This is a genomic window from Paenibacillus sp. SEL1 (genome assembly GCF_054602535.1).
Genome location: NZ_CM137723.1, coordinates 2,063,436 through 2,083,599, shown reverse-complemented (window position 1 = coordinate 2,083,599; position 20,164 = coordinate 2,063,436). Strand labels below are relative to the sequence as shown.

The following is a 20,164-nucleotide window of genomic DNA, read 5'->3' as shown; positions in this document are numbered from 1 at the left end:
CCTACTTTCTTGCGCGATAAAGCTCAACCGTCACGCCTTGAAAATGAATATCAAACGGCGGATGCGGCTTCGTGACTTTGACAGTCAGTGCATTGACACTAGTATAAGTGTCCAGTAGGGAAGATGCAATACGTTCGCCCAAAGCTTCAATCAATTGGTAAGATTCCTTTTCTACAATATCTTTAACGGTGTAATGCACCTCGGCGTAATTAACCGTTTTGTCCAAAGCATCCTGCTCACCCGCTTCACGCAGATCAAGCTCCAGTTCCAAATCAATATAGAAACGCTGTCCCAGCTTGCGCTCCTCTGGAAAAACGCCATGATATCCGTAATACTCCATACGATGCAAAACCATTTTATCCATCGTGGGTAGACCCCCTGTTTTTATTAGATTTTTCTAATCAAGTGACTTTACTGGTGGTAGCGAAGCGCTCGCCTTTGCAACGGGATTCTTACAGTTACACGTTTTACCAATTCAAAGAATCCCGTTGCAACAGCGATCGTAGGATCAAATCATTCGTGGAGCGGGCTTTACCCGTCATAACTCAGTGCATTTTTAGATCCGTACACCATCGCATCACACATACGTACGGTGCGCTTGATTTGTGCCACATCATGTACACGCACAATCTGGCACCCTTGAGCAATGCCAAAAGCAACAGTAGCCGCCGTACCCTCCACCACATCATTCACAGGCAAATCGAGTGCTGTACGAATAAATCTTTTGCGTGACGTAGCCAATAACAGTGGGAAGCCTAGCTGACTCAATGTATCGAGAGAAGTCATGGCATGGATATTTTCATCATAATCCTTGGCAAAACCGATGCCTGGGTCTAAAATGATCTGTTCCTCACGTACCCCCGCATCCAGCGCTAATCGGATACTCTCTTTCAAATCAGACAGCATATCAGTAACCAAATCACTATAATTACGATCATGACGATTATGCATCAAAATGACCGGGCAATCGAATTCCGCAGCTACACGCGCCATATCAGGGTCTGCCTTAAACCCCCACACATCATTAATGATATGTGCACCAGCTTCAAGCGCCTGCCTGGCTACTTCGGCTTTGTAAGTATCTACAGATAACGGAATGTGCGGTGCGATACGATGAATGGCCTGGATGACCGGAATGACCCGAGCCAACTCCTCTTCCACACCTACTGGGTCATGACCCGGGCGGGTAGACTCCCCACCAATGTCAATGATATCGGCTCCATCTTCCACCAGCTTCAATGCATGTAAAACAGCAATCTCTGGGTTATAATGTAATCCTCCATCGGAAAATGAATCCGGGGTCACATTCAGTATACCCATGATCTGTGTGGAATGTCCTAGCGTAAGCTCGGCATCCCCCATTCGGTAACTACGTTGATAAAGGGTCGGTATGTTCACTTGATCCCTGCTTTCTGTCTATAATCGTGCAACAGCAAAGCTGTTATGGACCTGGGTTGCGTCAAGGGAACCGATACATGGTTCGTTGCTCCACCCGGCTCCAACAACAAATCCACGGGCCGTATTTCTTGTATAGAGTTGGTCATAAAAATTTCATCAGCCTGTTTCAGCTCGTCCCAGCTGTACAAACCTTGCTCACAAGGAATGTCTCGCAGATGCGCCAGCTCCAAAATGAATTCACGCGTAATGCCTGGCAGAATTCCTGTAGACAAGTCAGGGGTATACAGCGTATTATTCCGCACAAAAAACAGATTGCTGACCATTCCCTCCGCCAGAAAACCATTGGCCGTAAGCATCATTCCTTCAGCCTTATAACGGACAGCCTCGGCATACTGCTGAAGTTCCCGCTTCGCAAGAATATTATTCATATAATGGAGCGACTTTAAACGAACCTCACCCTCTGGAGTGTTTCTGGGGGTTCGCAGCAACTGAAGCGCCGATGGGGAAATGGATTGCCCGGTTTGTGTATTGGTAGAGGGCAACGGTTTCGCAAACAAAATATGGTTGGGGCGCGTATAGTCCCCCGTCGGCAATCCTAGCACCTCTTCGCCCGCTGATACGGTGTAGCGGATATAGGCTTCATCCAGTCCATTCGCCACCATCAGATATTGGATGTGTCTCGTAAGCTGCTCCTCATCCGGTTGAAAAGGAATGCCGAGCATTCGGCAACCTTCCTGCAGTCGATGCAGATGCCGATCCAGCAAGAATGGGACACCCTTGTAGGTGCGGAATGTTTCAAACAAGCCCATTCCGTATAAAAAGCCGTGATCACTTACGTGAATCACGGCTTTTGCGGCTTCCGTGAGGACGCCGTTGACTCCGATATATTTCATGAATCAGACGCCTACCTTGCGTTTTAGGAAATTGCGTAATAGTTGATGCCCGTAATCCGTAATAATAGATTCTGGATGGAACTGAACTCCTTCTACGGCAAATTCTTTATGCCGCAAACCCATAATTTCACCTTCCGCGGTTTCTGCGGTAATCTCTAGACACTCAGGCAGACTCTCGCGTTCCACCAGCAATGAGTGATACCGGGTTGCTGTGAACGGAGAAGGCAAGCCTTCAAATACCGACGTATTGTGATGAAGAATCGGTGATGTTTTACCGTGCATGAGTCGTTCAGCCCGGATAACCTTACCGCCAAAAGCCTGTCCGATGGCCTGGTGGCCGAGGCAAACGCCAAAAATCGGAATGCGACCTTTAAAATGGCTGATCACATCCAGTGATATCCCCGCCTCATTCGGCGTGCATGGACCCGGCGAGATCAAAATATGCTCTGGTGCCAGCTCTTCTATGCCTTTCACATCAATCTCATCGTTCCGTTTTACGGTTACTTCTTCGCCAAGTTCACCCAAATATTGAACAAGATTGTACGTAAACGAATCATAATTATCAATCACCAAAATCATACGACTCACCCTCCTGTGATACCGCTTCTGCTCAAAGCAGCTTCTTCTTCACCACATTGTACCGCCTTCATGACAGCTCTGGCCTTGTTCCGACATTCCCGATATTCCCTGTACGGGTCTGAATCAATGACGATCCCCGCACCTGTCTGTAAATAGGCAGTGCTGCCTTTAACAGCTAGTGTTCTTATTATAATATTTAATTCCATATTGCCGTTATAGTCAATCCATCCAAGAGACCCTGTATAAGGACCCCGACGAACGGGCTCTAATTCTTCAATGATTTCCATGGTGCGCACCTTGGGTGCCCCGGTAATGGTTCCGCCTGGAAAGGTAGCAGCAATTACATCTATAGCTGTACGACCCTGGGCTAATTTCCCCTCAACCTGAGATACCAGATGCATAACGTGCGAATAGTATTCGACAGTCAGCAGTTCAGGCACATGCACCGATCCGTATTCAGCAATCCGTCCGATATCGTTACGCTCCAGATCGACGAGCATAATATGCTCGGCGCGTTCTTTTTCGCTTGATAGAAGCTCTGCTGCCATAGCGGCATCTTCATCCGGTGTTAGCCCCCTTCTTCTCGTACCTGCAATAGGTCGGGCGCTCACACGTCCATCCTCCAGCTTCACCAACAATTCTGGCGAGCCACTGACGATCCGTAAATCTGGCATACGCAGCATACCCATATAAGGGGAAGGATTCAGCAGACGAAGCCATTCATATATATTTTCAGGGAGGGCTGTAAGCGCACGTTGCTGACGAATCGACAAGTTAACCTGGAATACATCCCCTTGGGCAATGTATTCCTGCACACGTCTTACGGCATGTTCAAAATCTTGTTGGTTGAATGCCGCTGTCCAACCATCAGATTCTTGATGAGCAGCCTCTAACCCCTCTTCGGCAAGCCTAGCACAACGACGAGGGTACGCAGGATCAATCTCTCCTGCATTTATGATGTTATTCCACTGAATCAGCATACGTTCTGCACGTTGGGCAGCTTCCGCATAATGCTCGCAAAGTATGGGATTTGGCCCATCCCGTATAACGGGATTGGTCAAATCGGTATCACGGCTGACTTTATCGGAATGCGCAGGAGCAGGCATATGAACAGCACAATATATGCAGGATTTTTCGTGATCATAAATCCATAGCTCATTCACCCTCATCCATACATAATCAGGTATGCCCGTATCGTCTGCAGCTTGAGATGGCAAACGCTCCAACGAGCGAGCTACATCGTAGCCAAGATAACCCGCAAATCCCCCAGAGAAAAAAGGCATGCCAGGTACACGCGGTGCACGGTAAGGAGCGATCCAGTTGTTCATGACGTTCAAAGGTTGACCATGTATATCTCCATGTTTCCCACTTTGCAAATCAGTCCAAACTGCATGTTCTCCCTTGCCTTCCAATATAGCAACCGGATTTAAGGCCAGATAGGTGTACCGCCCACCTTTAGCGCTCTCCAGCAAAAAGGCATATGGCGACGAATCCTCCCAAGCCTTCCGCCACGATGACGGTAGCCCTCCCACGGGTAATGGGTACTCAGCGATATAGGGAAGTATGCTCCAGCCTTCCTCCTGCCAAACCTGCCACTGCGCCTCCGTCACTCTAGCTGTCGATTTCATCCGTGTGTGCTTCCCCTTCCCTACTTTTCAAAAAGTCTACATTCTCTCCTTAAAAAGAAACCCCCACCCCCCTGCAACAGGGAAATGAGGGAATCCTTACGTATAGTATACACAATTACGACATAATTACAGCTCGAAATTGTATAGTGGCGTACTCAGGTAACGTTCTCCATTACTTGGAACAATGACAACGATCCGTTTACCCTTGCCCAATTGCTTAGCAAGTTTCAAAGCCGCATGAACAGCCGCGCCAGAAGAAATACCGGACAAAATGCCCTCTTCCTTGGCCACTCTACGTGCTACCTCAAAAGCTTCATCGTTTTCTACATGAATAATTTCATCATAGATATCACGGTTTAAAATTTCAGGAATAAAGTTGGCACCCAGTCCTTGGATCTTGTGGGGTCCTGGCTTACCGCCTGCTAACAGCGGGGAAGAGGCGGGCTCTACAGCCACCACTTTGATATCAGGGAATTCTTTCTTAAGCACTTCTCCGGCACCAGAAATGGTTCCGCCAGTGCCTATTCCCGCTATAAAAGCATCCAGAGTTCCGCCAATGGAACGAATGGCTTCCACAATCTCAGGGCCGGTCGTTTCACGGTGAATTTTGATATTAGCTTTGTTCTTGAACTGCTCAGCAGCAAAATAATCCGGATTTTCACTCAGCAATTCTTCCATTTTCTTAACGGACCCATTCATGCCTTCTGATCCTGGTGTTAACACAAGCTCGGCTCCATAAGCACGCAACAAATTACGACGCTCTATGCTCATCGTTTCTGGCATAACGATGACTGCCTTATAGCCCTTCGCAGCAGCTACCATAGCCAAGCCGATTCCTGTATTACCGCTTGTTGCTTCAATAATGGTACCGCCTGGCTTAAGCAGACCTTCACGTTCAGCTTCTTCTACCATGCTAATCGCAATACGATCTTTTACACTGGAGCCTGGGTTCTGATATTCCAGTTTCAAATAGATTTCGGCGCTATCTTCCGGTACGATCCGGTTGAGGCGAACGAGGGGTGTTTCTCCGATAAGTTCGGTAATGTTATTAACAACTTTAGCCATGATAATTCCTCCCTGACTGTAGATGATATATTACAAATTGCGAAATCATATTGTAGATGATTCTTAGTCAATTACTTTAATTTAGTGCCGTTCATTAATTTCCGATAAAAATAGTTGGTTTTATACGCTAATCATAACAATCTTCAATTCCAATGTCAATACGAGTGAATAAGCCGCGATGCTGTCAACCCGCGTTATCAGCATCGGGCTTCCTTCAAACCAATATTCTTTCACTACGTTACAGAGAAGCTTAGGATGCATTCTTTCCAGATAAAATACGCGCTCCATATTTATCACGCAGACCCTTCTCGACCTCTTCCAAAGGAGCGGCTTGTGCAAGCGCAAGAGATCGGCGAATTTGCTGTCGGATCTGCTGCTTATCCGGAGAATTCTTCAACCGGACATCCTGTACATAAATGACAGCATAGCCATCGTTAACAGAGATCGGACCTGCAACATCCCCAGAGCTTAGCTCTCTCGCCGCCTTCATGATCGCCTCCGGTTGCAATGGATCATATTCATCCACCCATCCCAGCTGTCCACTGCTATCTTTGTCGAAAGGCTTACCTGCATGCTCTTGAATCAGCACATCGAAGCTCTCCCCCTGCTTAACCCGATCTAGCAACGCTTCTGCTTCCTCCGCATTATCTACATAAAGAGCTGCCAATTGGATCTGCTTACCGACGGCAAATTCCTCAGGATGCTGCTCCCAATACTCGTCAATCTCCGCTTCCTGAACCTGAATACCCTGCGTGGCTATTTTCTCCAAACCAATCCGGTATTCCGCTTCATTCCGCAAATCAACCGGACCTAAGCCAAACTGTCGCTGCATTTCATCAAAATAGGCATGATCTGAGTCATACCCTTTACTATCCTGCTCCAGCACCTGCTGTAGATCCTCTTGGGTGATCTTGATACCGAGACGCTTGGTTTCAGCCTGCACGGCTTTACGATTCAACATTTGCAACAGCGTATTGGTTCCATATCGCTTTTTCAGTTCCGCTACCCACTGTTCCTCCGATATGCCTTCCTGACCCATCTCCGCCACAGTATGATCGCCGTCATCCTTGCTTACATCACCCGGCTTTGACAGCCCCCGAAGCATGATAAGACCACCCAAGGCGGCGACGCTAACGGTCAGAATAATGACAGCTGTCCATAATCCTTTTTCCCGTGTAGTCATCGCTTGCACCGCCCATCCGGTTAGGCTTTGGCTTGATCTAACAGATTTTGCAATTCATCTTTATTAAATTGATAAGCCTCATTACAAAAGTGGCATACGACCTCAGCCTGTCCTTCTTCCTCAATTAACTGCTCTAATTCGCTTTCTCCCAAACTGATCAATGTTTTTTCCACGCGCTCACGTGAACACTCACATTGAAAATGAATATCCAATTCATCGAGAATCCGAACGTCCGGCAGCATCCAGCGCAGCATTTCATCAAGTTCCAACCCTTGATCCAGCAAAGCAGTAACGGGTGGAATGGAGCTGACTGCATTTTCGATCGCAGTAATCTCATCATCATTCAAGCCTGGAAGCAACTGAATAATAAATCCACCGGCCACAATAACCGAGTTATCCGTATCTACCAGCACACCCAAGCCCACTGCTGACGGGGTCTGTTCCGATTTGGCAAAATAATAGGTAAAGTCCTCACCCAGTTCACCGGAAATAATCGGAGTACTGCCGCGATACGGTTCTTTTAACCCCAAATCCTTGATGATATGAATGAAACCCTCTGTACCTACGGCACCCGCTACATCCAGTTTGCCCATACTATTGCTCGGCAAATGCACATGCGGTTCAGTAACATAACCTCGCACTTCCCCTACAGCATTGGCATCAACGACAATTTGCCCAATCGGTCCATCACCTTTAACTTGAATGGTCAATCGCTCTTTGCCTTTTAGCATAGAACCCATAATAGCACCTGCTGTGAGGGTTCGCCCCAAAGCAGCGGTTGCCGTAGGATGAGTATCATGTCTTCTCCGCAATTCCTCTACCAATTGAGTTGTCCGAACAGCAAAAGCTCTAACCCTTCCATCCATGGCTGTACCACGAATAAGTCGATCCTGCTTATTTTCCATATTGATATCCTCCCCTATTCTCCAGGACAGCTATGCTGCTTATTTTCGTTAGTATGGCTCATCATTGAAGCATAATTTCCTATTATATAAACAACCTGCATCGACAGATCACGCGAATTGTTCAAAAACGTAACATATTTCAGTATAGACGAAAAACGCCGCTAATCCAAACCGATAAGATCATCGGTTGGACTCAGCGGCAGCTTATATCCACTTTTTTTATTCAGCGTTACGTTGGTAAATGATGCGTAATCCTTCGAGCGTCAACATCGGCAACACTTTCTGAATGCTCTCTGTCTCTGATGCGATTAGCTCTGCAAGACCTCCGGTAGCAATAACCGTAGGCTCCACCTGCATTTCTTCCTTAATGCGCCTCACAATGCCATCCACTTGCCCCGCATAACCGAAGATAATCCCAGCTTGCATGGCATGAACCGTATTACGACCAATAACCTTTTTGGGTTTCTCCAACTCGATGCGGGGCAGCTTGGAAGCCCGTTGATACAGTGCCTCCGTCGAAATCCCGATCCCCGGCACAATGACACCGCCCAAGTAGTTTCCCTTATCGTCAATACAATCAAACGTCGTCGCTGTTCCAAAGTCCACCACAACCAGCGGCCCGCCGAACCGTTCGACAGCCGCAACAGCGTTCACGATCCGATCCGCACCTACTTCACGTGGATTCTCATAACGCAGGTTAAGACCAGTCTTGATTCCCGGCCCGACGATTAACGGCGTTTTGCCTATGTATTTATCGCACATTTCTTCTAATACACGGACCAATGGCGGAACGACAGAGGAAATAATCACTCCCTGGATGTCATCCTTTAATACGCCACCCATACTAAAAAGATTATGTATGAGTACGCCGTATTCATCTGCGGTTGCCTGTCTGGAGGTACTGATCCGGTAATGGTGCAACAGCTCCCGCCCTTCGTATATCCCCAGAACAATATTGGTATTGCCTACATCCACTACAAGAATCAATGGGTGTCACCTATCTTTCTTTGCGTTAAGGTCAAGGCTGATATCCAGGTTATGAAAAGAGTATGTCAGCCTGCCTACAGAAATCACATCTACGCCACTCTCAGCCATCTCACGCACTGTATCCAGCGATACATTGCCCGAGGCTTCTGTTTTGACATGTGGTGCCCGTTCCCGAATGAACCGAACGGCTTCCTTCATATCTGGGGCAGACATGTTATCCAGCATAATGATATCCGCCCCAGCTTCCAGGGCTTCCTGAACTTGTTTCATGTTTTCCGTCTCTACTTCAATCGTCATCGTATGCGGTATATTAGCGCGCGCTCGACTCACAGCTTGTTCAATCCCACCTGCGCCCTTAATATGATTATCCTTAATCATAACAGCATCGTACAGGCCAAAGCGATGATTCGAGCCACCGCCTACACGAACAGCATACTTCTCCAGCAGTCGATGTCCCGGTGTTGTTTTACGTGTATCCACCAAGCGAGTGGACAGACCATGCAATTGATCTATAAAAGCCCGAGTCCGCGTGGCAATACCAGACATCCGTTGGAGCAGATTTAACGCCAATCGCTCCCCGGTCAGGATTGCATAGGTACTCCCCGTTACTTCTGCCAAAACGCTCCCCTTTTCAATCCACTGTCCATCGACTACCAGCGGAGTGAACGACAAGGAAGGGTCCACTACCTGAAATACAAGGGCAGCCACGGGTAACCCCGCAACCACGCCGCTCTCCTTGGCATGAATGACAGCCTTGGATTGGTGGCCCTGCTCAATTGTCCAGCGCGTGGTCACATCGCCAGAGCCCGTATCTTCTCGCAGCCAGCTGCGAATTTGTGCCGTCAGTTCTTCCTGATATCCACTAAACTCTCCATAAAGCTCGCTGTTAGATGTCATGAACGTACTCCTCCGTTATCCCTTGCTCACGTCGCTGCTGAACATGCTTTCGCCAGACGCTATCATCTGTCTCAGGAAAATCCTCGCGATAATGCGCTCCCCGGCTCTCCTCACGTAGCAGCGCACCATCTGTTACTAATAAAGCACAGGTGAGCAAATTGGCAAATTCGATCTCTTCCCGGCTAGCAATCACAGCCTCAAAAATAGGCATTAGCCCTTGCAACTCATCTAATGCTGCTTGCAGCCCTTCGCCGTGCCGACGAACTCCAGCATAACGAACCATTGCTTCTTGCAGCCTATGCCGCTGCTCCGCGACGGATGAAGCCGGGAACTCTGTACGGTTATCGCTATAAGATATCAACGTATGGCCGACTAGCGGTGGCAATGAATGCAGTCGCTCAATAATTCTGCTGGCGAATACAATAGCTTCAGATAATGAATTGCTCGCCAGACGATTAGCTCCGTGAACACCTGTAGAAGAGGTTTCCCCGCAGGCGAACAAACGCGCAATGGAGCTTTCCCCGTGTAGATTAGTCTGAACACCACCCATCATATAATGGGCAGCAGGCGCAATGGGGATCCAGTCTGTCGTCATATCCAAACCAAATGACAGACATGTCCGATAAATGGTTGGAAAACGTTGCTTCACCCGCTCAGGTGGCTCATGCGTAATATCCAGGTATACAAACGCAGCTTGGGTGCGTTCCATCTCATGAATGATAGCACGAGCTACGATATCTCTGGGTGCAAGCTCCTGCCGGGAATCATACTTGTCCATGAAGCGTTCTCCGTGAATATTGCGTAATACGGCTCCTTCTCCCCGTACAGCTTCGGAAATTAGAAACCTTGGAGCGCCCGGATGGCACAACGCCGTAGGATGAAACTGTATGAATTCCATATCCCGTACAATCGCCCCAGCACGATATGCCATAGCGATACCATCCCCGGTTGCAATATCCGGGTTGGTCGTATAACGGTATAATTGCCCGCTACCTCCTGAGCACAAAATCGTTGCATTAGCAGTGATATACGACCTTTCCCCACCTGGCTTTTGGACGAGGGCTCCAATACACTCACCATGCTCCGTCAGCAGATCAATTACCATGCATTCTTCCCACACTTCGATACCGGGATGGGCAGCAACCTGGTCTGATAAGGCACGCACAATTTCATAACCGGTAGCATCTCCATTAGCATGCAAAATACGCCGGTGACTATGCGCTCCTTCCCGTGTCAACGCTAGTTCACCATCCACACGATCAAAAACCGTTCCCATACGTATTAACTCTTGAATACCAACTGGACCTTCATGGACAAGCGTACTGACCGCCTCAGGTTCACACAGACCTGCTCCAGCAATCAGAGTATCTTCCATATGATAGGCTGGTGTATCCTCGTCCGATGTGACAGCAGCAATGCCGCCTTGAGCATAACGCGTGTTGCTTTCCATCAAAGTCTTCTTGGTAATCAGCAACACTTTCCGATTCTCCGCAGCCTTAATCGCCGTATATAAGCCCGCAATGCCTGAGCCGATAATTAACACGTCGGCCTCCAATCGGGTCAAGTCCGCTACATCAAAATCAACTAGATATCTTGGAATCATGCCTTCACCTGATTTCACAGAAGAATAGCGCACACCATAAGTTCTACAGTATGCGCTCACGTATATGTTCAAAATGATAGAGAGTCGATTGCAGCGACTGTTGGCTTTTATACGCTAAGAAGACGACAGCCGTTTATTTAACAATAAATGTACACAACGTTCCGATGTCTGTCAAATCACGTTAGCAATAATCTTCCATTTAAAAAACTCCGGAAAACCAATAATACCTGGTTCCCCGGAGCTTACCTATACGCTTATTCAACTATCCATCGGATGATTAGGGTGTTGTCGGTGGAGTACCACCGGAGTTGCCCGAATTGTTATCATCCTCTGGCTTTTTCAGATTAGGGATATCATTCGGTTGATCCGTTGTATTCTTAGGCTCGTCATCCTTACCTTGAATACGTACACGGACGTCTCCAATGTTGTCGATCACAGGCTCACCATTTTCTGGTGTTCCTTCTCCCTCCGTTGTGCCACCATCCAAAGAACCTGTCTCGATCAAACGTTTGATTTGTTCAAGTTCCAGAGTTTCTTCTACCAGCAAGGTTTGAGCAATCAAATGAACCTCTTTGGAATACTTGGTCAGGAGTTCTCTAGCACGCTCATAAGACTCAGTGATGAAGCGATTCATCTCCTGGTCAATCTGATAAGCGATCTGATCACTGTAGTTCTGCTCATGACCGATATCGCGTCCAAGGAATACTTGGCCTTGTGAAGTACCGAACTGCATCGGACCAAGCTTCTCACTCATACCATATTCTACGATCATGCTGCGTGCAATGCTTGTCGCTTGCTGGAAGTCGCTATAGGCTCCCGTTCCGATCTCACCAATGAACAGTTCCTCGGATACGCGTCCACCCAACAATCCAGTGATTTTGTCCAGCAATTCCTGCTTAGTTGTCAACATGCGGTCTTCCTTCGGAAGCATGATGACATATCCGCCTGCACGTCCACGTGGAATAATCGTTACCTTATGAACCATATCCGCATTTTCCAAGAAGAAACCAATAATCGTATGGCCTGCTTCATGATAAGCAACAATTCGCTTTTCGCGGTCACTGATTACGCGGCTGCGTTTTTCTGTACCTACGATAACACGGTCGATAGCTTCATCTACTTCTCGCATCGAGATATCTCTGCGGTTACGACGAGCCGCCAACAAGGCAGCTTCGTTCAACAGATTTTCCAGATCAGCGCCTGTAAAGCCTGTTGTACGTTTCGCAATTACGTCCAGTTTAACATCCTTCGTTAATGGCTTGTTGCGAGCATGTACATACAATACTGCTTCACGGCCTTTAACATCTGGACGGTCAACCGTAATTTGACGGTCAAAACGTCCTGGACGAAGCAACGCCGGGTCTAAGATATCCGGACGGTTTGTAGCCGCTACGATGATGATACCTTCGTTTGCGCCGAATCCATCCATCTCTACGAGCAATTGGTTGAGCGTCTGCTCACGTTCATCATGTCCGCCACCCAATCCGGCGCCACGTTGACGTCCAACGGCATCAATCTCATCAATGAAAATGATACAAGGTGCGTTCTTCTTCGCATTCTCGAACAAATCGCGAACACGGGAAGCACCGACCCCGACGAACATTTCTACAAAATCAGAACCCGAGATGCTGAAAAACGGTACTCCGGCCTCGCCTGCAACAGCTCTCGCCAAGAGTGTTTTACCCGTACCTGGAGGGCCCACTAACAGGACACCTTTTGGAATACGAGCGCCCACAGCTGCAAACTTGCGTGGGTCCTTCAAGAATTCTACAACTTCGACAAGCTCTTGCTTCTCTTCGTCAGCCCCTGCCACGTCCTCGAACGTAACCTTCTTCTTCTCTTCGTTATACAGACGGGCTTTGCTCTTGCCGAAGTTCATAACTTTGCCGCCACCGCCCTGTGCCTGATTAAACAGGAAGAAGAACAACAGGAACATGATCACCAAAGGAATGATAGAAGTCAAAAACGTCAGCCAAATGCTTTCGCCTTCCATTTTCTTCTGCACGTATTCAAACCCGTTCGTTTCGCTGGCATTCACCAGTTCACTTAGTGCTTGATCCGTTGGTGGAACATATACGGAAAAATTGGTCGATTTAGCATTAGCCGGCTGCTTCTTATATGCACCGGTTACAAGATAGGCGTAACCGTCAAATTGGACCGTTACTTTAGAGATGTTATTAGCTTTAACCTCTTGCCGTAATTGGTCATATCTAGGGAGATCGGAGGCTTCGTTACTGTTGCTAACAAACTGAACGATACCCACCACAACTAAAAAAAGAATCAAATAAAAACCAGAATTCCGGATGAACCGATTCATCCCCTACCTCCTCTCGAGACACTTAAGTTATTTTACCATAGCCTGTAAGTCCTTCTCAACAAAGGGCCTTATTTAGTCCTAGGACTGGAGGCTGAGATTAGCTGGTGTAGATTTCCGGCTTTAAAATCCCTATGTATGGGAGGTTCCGGTAGTGCTCGGCATAGTCCAGACCATAGCCGACAACAAACGCATCTGGAAGCGTAAATCCAGTATAATCTGCTTCAAGATTAACTGTCCGGCGTGCAGGCTTGTCGAACAAGGTTACGACACATACCGAATTGGCATTACGGTTTTTAAGCAATTCAATCAAATGCGTCAGCGTCAGGCCGCTGTCGATAATATCTTCGACAATCAGAACGTCGCGTCCTTCTACAGATGCGTCCAAATCCTTAATGATTTTGATGATACCTGAGGATTTTGTGGATGCTCCGTAACTTGATACAGCCATGAAATCAAGCTCCAACGGCACTGTAATGGTTTTAACCAAATCAGCCATAAAGATAAACGCACCTTTCAGTACGCAAATCACCAATGGATTTTTACCTTCATATTTCACGCTGAGCTGTGCACCCAATTCCTTAATTTTACTCTGAATTTCTTCTTCGCTGATCAATATTTCCTGAATATCATTTTGCAACGGTGTAAACCTCCTAAGTTTATACTATGAAAGCCGTTCCTGCGCAATTACCGATGCCCCGGACTCTCTCGTCTTTGCCATGACATATATATAACCGAAGACGTGTGCTTTTGCACTGCGGCATGTACAGAACGTCGTACGCCCGGAATCCAGAGAATAGTTCCAGCGTGGTCGCAGACGATGGGAGTAACGGAACGCATTGAAGGAGGTATTTTTTCATCAATAAAAATATCTTTAACCTTTTTTCTTCCGTTTAATCCCATTATATACATGGTATCTCCAGGTAATCGCGAGCGTACAGTCAAAGGCAGACTCAATTGATCTGCGTCGAACCACGCTTCCTCCTTATTCGCCGGATGGTCCGCATCCGAATAGGAAGCCCTTCGCCACCGAAGTACACCACCTGCCTCAGGCAACTCTAGCTCACCGGAAAAAGGCAATACACTTAGTCCATAGCACCATTCGCCCATAACGACTTGCCTACGGTCAAACAAAACCGCCTGGTCATATTCGCGGACTCCAACCGCACCGCCTCCCAAGTCCAAACTCCATGTAGACGATGCCTCTTGGAGAAGTCTTAGTCGAACGGTCTCAATTTTACGAAAATCAAAATTTTCACTGTCCGAAGGCAGATAATTTAATATTAGTTTAATCAACCTCCGTTGTAAAGCAACGGATAGCTTACGGTATGAAGCGATGGGAAACATGTACCTGCCATTATCCAAGCGCACCATTTTCTCGTATGCCGACAGTGTGGATGCCTCCATAAAGTCATTTTCGTCAGCCATCGTTTCGGCCAGCCGGTTTAGGGACGGTGTCAGTCGCTCATTATATTGCCCCAAAAAAGGAAGCACATCCATGCGAATGGCGTTACGACGGTATTTGGATGATAAATTAGTGCTGTCTATCACATAGGAAAGATCATAAAAGTTACAAAACTCAATCAGGTCAGCCTTGTACATACGTAGCAGCGGGCGAATGAGTTGCACATTTTTTTCCCTGCGCGCCAAACGCATACCTGCCAAACCTGCTGGGCCGCTACCACGCAGCAAATGCAAGAGAACCGTTTCGGCTTGATCGTCGCCGTGATGGGCCATTGCAATATGCTGTGCTTCCCACTTTGTAGCCATATCATGTAAAAAACTGTAGCGCAGCTCGCGGGCTGCTTCCTGTGGCCCCTTCCCACTCTCCTTCATATAAGCGGGTACATCCACCCGAGTCATTTCAAATGGAAGTTCGAGCTTTTGGGCAATATTACGTACCTCTTCAGCCTCCGCATCCGATTCCTCTGGTCTGAAGCCATGATGAACGTGAGCGCAGACGAGTTGTAAAGGCATATGTATAACGGATATTTCATGTAAAATGTGCAAAAGGGCCACCGAATCCGGCCCACCGGATACAGCAACCACAATGCGGTCTCCGGGGCTCCACAGTGAATGATCTCGCGCCAAGGCGAGCACTTCCTGTACAACACCGGTCGGTTTTGTTGTTCCCATTCACGACCCTCTTTTCTCCCGACCGTAAAAATGATGATCATCTGTTATCTTATGTAAGTCTGCTGCTACCTTAACGCAATCCAGAGCGCTCCGGCAAGCAGCAAAAGCGATACCGTGAAAGCATATCCCAGCCAGCGTGGGTTCCCTTTTTTGACCGACGATTGCCTGACATGTGCGGAAGCCAAACGTGACCAAGATCGGGCCGCTGCACGAGTATCGGAATATTCTCCACGCACTGCACCCAGCAGCCATTCGGCATAGGGGCGCAATACACGGCTACGGCGAATGATGACCGTCAATTCTGCCGTATTACGCAACTGAGGCAGCCTACTCGCAGCGGTCTTTAATGATTCGCTCTCCAATATATGAATCGTTAGAAGAGCGAAGGCAAACAGGTCATACTGGGAATCAGCATTTCGGCTGCCAGCATTCCAGAATCCCCTATCATACCACTCTGTGAATTGTTTAACACTCCGACCAGCAAGAGACACCCCACCGTAGTCAATTAATTCAGCCTCTCCATAGGCATTGACCAAAATATTCTGCGGCTTGAGGTCGCCAAACACCCATCCTGCCTGATGGAGATCCGCCAGGCGATTCAGTATACCGGTTCCAGCCACACCATACCATTCCGGCCCTTTGGCTGCCACAAAACGATGAAGCGGATCACCCTTAACATATCGCATAACATAAAAGGGGATTTCTCCGCTGCGTAACACTACATCATCCACCTCAAACAAAAAGGAAGGATTTCCATTTCGCTGAAGGGCGGCCTGAGTGCCCTGAGACTGCAATGTGGTCAGCACATTAATCTCCGATTGCAGATCAAGCGTGTTCTTCCCCATTTTCAGAGCAAATTGCCGATCGGCCTGTGCTTCTTTTACCAAATATACAGTTCCGTTCGCTCCCCGGCCCAGCAAGCGCTGGATGACATAGCTGCTCCGCTTCCACTTGCCCTTGATGACCGTTCCGGGTGCAAGAACGGGATCAGACGACGTAGTCACCGAGCATCCCTTCTCCTTTGCCATAGGATTCTTCCAGATCTTTCTGTTCTCCTAGTGTAACATATCGGTAATAATCAATCACTTGTAAAATGGCAGGACCTGTCGGTGTTGCCCCTTTCATCCGCAAGCGTCCAAATATCGATTTGATCTGGTTAAGCTCAGAGGTCCAACCGATATCCATGACTGCGTCTTCTCCCATTTTGCCGCCCGGAAAATGAAATACAGATATACGACTGTGTCCGCTTCTGGACTGTAAACTGAGTAGCAAATCACGGATGCTGTCCTCTACAGCAGGCAGCTTAGGCTTCATGCTCGCACTTGCATCAATGAGCAAAGCAATCTCCAGGTTGCTTGTTTCTGTCAGTTCATCCATCACCTCAACCACTTGGGCTCGTTTGGCCGGAGGAAGTTCACCGATATGTTTGGCGCCACCCTCACCCAGAATGTGCGTTAACTCTCTATTAACCGCCTGCTGAATGGTTTGAACCACCGTTTTGCGCGTCATCATCTGCATGGTCTGCGCCAACTGTTTTGTCCCTACGATTTGGCTAAACCCTCCCCCTGCTTTAGCAATTTCTTGAATCTCCGCACTGCCAAGCTCGCCAATAGTTCCATAATCTATGACTCCGGCGACGTTCACTGTAATACCTTCCCGTAAAGCCTGGGCAGCCGCCATGACTGGACTAACACCTACATTTGAGCATCCGTCTGTAATGATCAAAATTTGCTTCATCGTTTTTTGACCTCCGCTTCCTCTTAATCTATCCCGATAGATTCTATCTTTGCCTAATCCGGAACGATTCAAACGAAGGATGCGGATTTTTAAAAATGGGTAAGGAATTTCCCGGGCAATGTCGGCTTAGCTCACCGTCCGTGGACGTTCCAACCACCTCATGCCAGGTACATGGAGAGTTGCCCACTCTGGGCGGAAGTGGTCGATTTTACTAACAACTACAGTCATATCATCATAGATTTGATTTTGCTGGTATCGAATAACCCGTTCTAGCAAACAGTCGGCCAACTGCTGAGGATCTTCACTTTCAATTTCCTGAATCATGCGTTTCATCCATATTTCCTTATTAACCGCGTAACCCGGTGAGTCGTATATACCGTCTGTAATCATAATGAGAATATCGCCCGGCTGGAGCTGCAGTGATACCAAATCAATTTCAATATCCTGTATAATGCCAATCGGCAAGTTGCTGGCAGATACAGGGATGACCTCCTCCCCTCTTTTAATAAAGCTCGGCGTAGACCCAATCTTCATAAAAGTTGTCTGGGCCGTGTACTGATCAATCAGCGCCATATCGACCGTAGCATACATTTCTTCAGGTGATCGCAGCATCAGGACAGAGTTAACCGACTTGATCGCCAACTTTTCGTCCATACCCGATTGCAGTAATTCCTCCAAAATGTTAAGTGCTGCACTGCTTTCTTGCTGCGCGCGCTCTCCGTTCCCCATACCATCACTTAATGAGACTGCAAAAGTCCCGTTCCCTAGCTCCATCATGCTGTAGCTGTCTCCTGAGAAAAAATCGCCTCCTTTGGCGGCACTAGCTACCCCTGTAGCAATCTCATACGTTTTAGCGGAGCCGAACATGACTGTAGCCAAGCCTTGGCGGCGATCTGCCTCCGTTTCGCGCATCACAGCTATATGCTCGTCCAGAATGTCCGACAGAAGTGGAGCAATGATTTTCCGACATTCATCAAATCCCCTTGTATAGGCATGGACAATCTCAATTTCTACCTGACCTGCATCCAGATTAATAATCTCAATAGATTGGATGGACAAGCCCAGTCTATCAAGAGCCTCTCGTATTTGCTCCTCCTGCCGATGCATGGTCTGTCCTTCCCGCTGAATTTCTCGCGCTAAATCCTCCATAATTTGTGATACACCCGATAGCTGGTCAGCAACAAGCTGACGACTATCGTATACTTGGCGCTTCCACTGCATATTATGTTGGTAGAGGCTATACTGCTGCTTCATCACTTGCAGGACAGCGCCCGTTTTAGCACATGCCTTGCTCCATTGCGGGGGGATCTGCTCCGGCTCCAAATCGGGGTTATCCTCAATGGCGCTCATCATTTCCGTCATATACTGATGGGTTTGCATAAACTTGCCGTCCCAGCACTGCTCACACTTGAAGCAGGAGGCACATGTCCCTTCTGCCACCGCATTCATAAAGTGTTCGATTTCTCCGTCCGACTTCGTGCTCTCACTCGCAGATATCTGGTGAAAGCTGCGGGATAGCTGACTGAATACACGGGAAAACTTCGTTACCCGCTCTGCGGTGAGATCGCGGACCCTTTTGGCATATTCATGCTGAGATTTGGCGTGGTCCTGCGTACCGGGAACATAGGTAGAAACCGCTTTAAAGAAACTTTTTGGGGTCATTAAGAATAATAGAATCGCCGCACAACTCTCCCAAGTTGACGTCAGCACGTCTCCGGTTCCGTCCAAATAGATCGTCAGAATTGAGGAGCCTAGCAGCATCCCAAGCGCAACAGCACCCTTTTTCCCTTCACGCAGCATCCCTGCCAGCAAACCTGCAAAAGCGAGTAAACTCATCTGCACAATTGCAGACATATTGGCCAAGCTTAAAATTAAACCGGTAATTACACCGACCGATGCGCCCAGCGAGGCACCTCCCACCAGAGCAAACACCAAGACCAAATATCGCGATAGTACATGATCGACAGACAATGAATGAACAGTCCAGCCTACTGCTCCCGTCATCACAGAGGCTAATAAAATAATAAGACATAAAATTTCCTCATTTTTGAGCTGGCTTGTCTTCTTGCGGTACGTAAACAACGGTATGGCCTGCGTGAACACCAGCGTAAGCATAAAACTGAGAACCGCATCCGTTCCCACAATGATAAGCTCATACCATGTAAAAGTTGGAGCCATCACGGCGTTAAATAAATTGACCATAAACACCGACAAGAAAACCATAAGCGGGGCATAGGATAATTCCAGACGGTCGAAGGTTCGTAGTCCGCGATACAGGAGATAAAATACCAGTAGCTCGCCACCAATCATAAATAACGATGGGTAAGGAGCTAACAGGCTGCCTAACACAACGGATACAGCTACAGGCAGCATCAGATCACGCCGAAGAAACGTTATGACCGCAAAATAAGCGAGGGCAAACGGAGAAAGCTCGTCCAAAATAGTGGCGCGTCCCAGTAGAACTCCCATAGCTGACAATAGCAGCATCCATCTTTGCGCCGTTACCCATTGCACCACTTTATGTGAATCCAGCCGTTTCTTGAGTCTGGAAGACCACCCTTCCGTACGCTCTTTGGATTTGGACTTTCTAGATTTTAACCCTGGAAAATGTACCACGTTCCATTTCTCCATCATGCGTCAGGCACCCCATTCATCAATTTGATGTTCCTATCTTAAACCGGAACGACTGAGAAAGTTTGTCAGAACCCCACGTCTTATTCCAAGAAATTTCCGACAAAAAAACGTTCTGCGCGAAAGGACAGAGCATCACTCTGAACATCAAGCTACGCCCGTATGGAAGCCGATGGAAGAAACGTCCCGCTACTCCTTATATGACCTC

The 20,164-nt window shown here is 47.9% G+C and carries 17 protein-coding genes; all 17 read right to left on the bottom strand.

The window, feature by feature from the left end; translation table 11 throughout:
* Position 1: 1 nt before the first annotated feature.
* The 17 genes from folB to spoIIE all read right to left on the bottom strand — a co-directional run bounded on the left by folB (position 2) and on the right by spoIIE (position 19,959).
* Positions 2-364 (bottom strand): dihydroneopterin aldolase, encoded by a 363-nt coding sequence (folB, locus tag ACYCSE_RS09620; RefSeq protein WP_023986457.1) that lies wholly within the window; start codon positions 362-364, stop codon positions 2-4.
* Between the two features lie 167 nt (positions 365-531).
* Complete coding sequence (folP, locus tag ACYCSE_RS09615) at positions 532-1,398, bottom strand: dihydropteroate synthase (protein ID WP_459702124.1); 867 nt, start codon at positions 1,396-1,398, stop codon at positions 532-534.
* A complete protein-coding gene (locus tag ACYCSE_RS09610) occupies positions 1,395-2,291 on the bottom strand; it encodes an aminotransferase class IV (protein WP_459702123.1) in 897 nt (298 codons plus the stop codon). The genes folP and ACYCSE_RS09610 overlap by 4 nt, the downstream gene beginning before the upstream one ends.
* Positions 2,292-2,294: 3 nt before the next feature.
* On the bottom strand, positions 2,295-2,870 hold the full coding sequence (gene pabA, locus ACYCSE_RS09605) for an aminodeoxychorismate/anthranilate synthase component II (RefSeq protein ID WP_013308153.1): 576 nt from the start codon (positions 2,868-2,870) through the stop codon (positions 2,295-2,297).
* A 5-nt stretch (positions 2,871-2,875) separates the two neighbouring features.
* A complete protein-coding gene (locus ACYCSE_RS09600; RefSeq protein WP_459702121.1) occupies positions 2,876-4,498 on the bottom strand; it encodes an anthranilate synthase component I family protein in 1,623 nt (540 codons plus the stop codon).
* 126 nt (positions 4,499-4,624) lie between these two features.
* Positions 4,625-5,563: a cysteine synthase A gene (gene cysK / locus ACYCSE_RS09595; RefSeq protein WP_061831241.1), complete on the bottom strand. Its 939-nt coding sequence runs from the start codon at positions 5,561-5,563 to the stop codon at positions 4,625-4,627.
* A gap of 250 nt (positions 5,564-5,813) precedes the next feature.
* Positions 5,814-6,746, bottom strand: a complete 933-nt coding sequence (locus ACYCSE_RS09590; RefSeq protein ID WP_235306852.1) for a peptidyl-prolyl cis-trans isomerase — start codon at positions 6,744-6,746, stop codon at positions 5,814-5,816.
* Positions 6,747-6,766: 20 nt separating this feature from the next.
* The gene (gene hslO / locus ACYCSE_RS09585; protein ID WP_061831243.1) at positions 6,767-7,651 is read right to left on the bottom strand and encodes an Hsp33 family molecular chaperone HslO; all 885 of its coding nucleotides are present in this window, start codon (positions 7,649-7,651) and stop codon (positions 6,767-6,769) included.
* Positions 7,652-7,870: 219 nt separating this feature from the next.
* Positions 7,871-8,638, bottom strand: a complete 768-nt coding sequence (locus ACYCSE_RS09580; RefSeq protein ID WP_013368697.1) for a type III pantothenate kinase — start codon at positions 8,636-8,638, stop codon at positions 7,871-7,873.
* Between the two features lie 6 nt (positions 8,639-8,644).
* Positions 8,645-9,535 (bottom strand): carboxylating nicotinate-nucleotide diphosphorylase, encoded by an 891-nt coding sequence (gene nadC / locus ACYCSE_RS09575; RefSeq protein WP_459702118.1) that lies wholly within the window; start codon positions 9,533-9,535, stop codon positions 8,645-8,647.
* Positions 9,525-11,138 (bottom strand): L-aspartate oxidase, encoded by a 1,614-nt coding sequence (nadB, locus tag ACYCSE_RS09570; protein ID WP_459702116.1) that lies wholly within the window; start codon positions 11,136-11,138, stop codon positions 9,525-9,527. The genes nadC and nadB overlap by 11 nt, the downstream gene beginning before the upstream one ends.
* Before the next feature lie 277 nt (positions 11,139-11,415).
* On the bottom strand, positions 11,416-13,455 hold the full coding sequence (gene ftsH / locus ACYCSE_RS09565; RefSeq protein ID WP_061831246.1) for an ATP-dependent zinc metalloprotease FtsH: 2,040 nt from the start codon (positions 13,453-13,455) through the stop codon (positions 11,416-11,418).
* 97 nt (positions 13,456-13,552) lie between these two features.
* Complete coding sequence (gene hpt / locus ACYCSE_RS09560; protein WP_025721686.1) at positions 13,553-14,092, bottom strand: hypoxanthine phosphoribosyltransferase; 540 nt, start codon at positions 14,090-14,092, stop codon at positions 13,553-13,555.
* A 47-nt stretch (positions 14,093-14,139) separates the two neighbouring features.
* Positions 14,140-15,588, bottom strand: a complete 1,449-nt coding sequence (tilS, locus tag ACYCSE_RS09555) for a tRNA lysidine(34) synthetase TilS (RefSeq protein WP_459702115.1) — start codon at positions 15,586-15,588, stop codon at positions 14,140-14,142.
* A gap of 65 nt (positions 15,589-15,653) precedes the next feature.
* Positions 15,654-16,592 carry a protein kinase domain-containing protein gene (locus ACYCSE_RS09550; RefSeq protein WP_061831248.1) on the bottom strand — a complete coding sequence of 313 codons (939 nt, stop codon included), beginning with the start codon at positions 16,590-16,592 and terminating at the stop codon, positions 15,654-15,656.
* On the bottom strand, positions 16,576-17,325 hold the full coding sequence (locus ACYCSE_RS09545) for a vWA domain-containing protein (RefSeq protein ID WP_307354268.1): 750 nt from the start codon (positions 17,323-17,325) through the stop codon (positions 16,576-16,578). The genes ACYCSE_RS09550 and ACYCSE_RS09545 overlap by 17 nt, the downstream gene beginning before the upstream one ends.
* Before the next feature lie 126 nt (positions 17,326-17,451).
* Positions 17,452-19,959, bottom strand: a complete 2,508-nt coding sequence (gene spoIIE / locus ACYCSE_RS09540) for a stage II sporulation protein E (RefSeq protein WP_023986443.1) — start codon at positions 19,957-19,959, stop codon at positions 17,452-17,454.
* Positions 19,960-20,164: the final 205 nt, after the last annotated feature.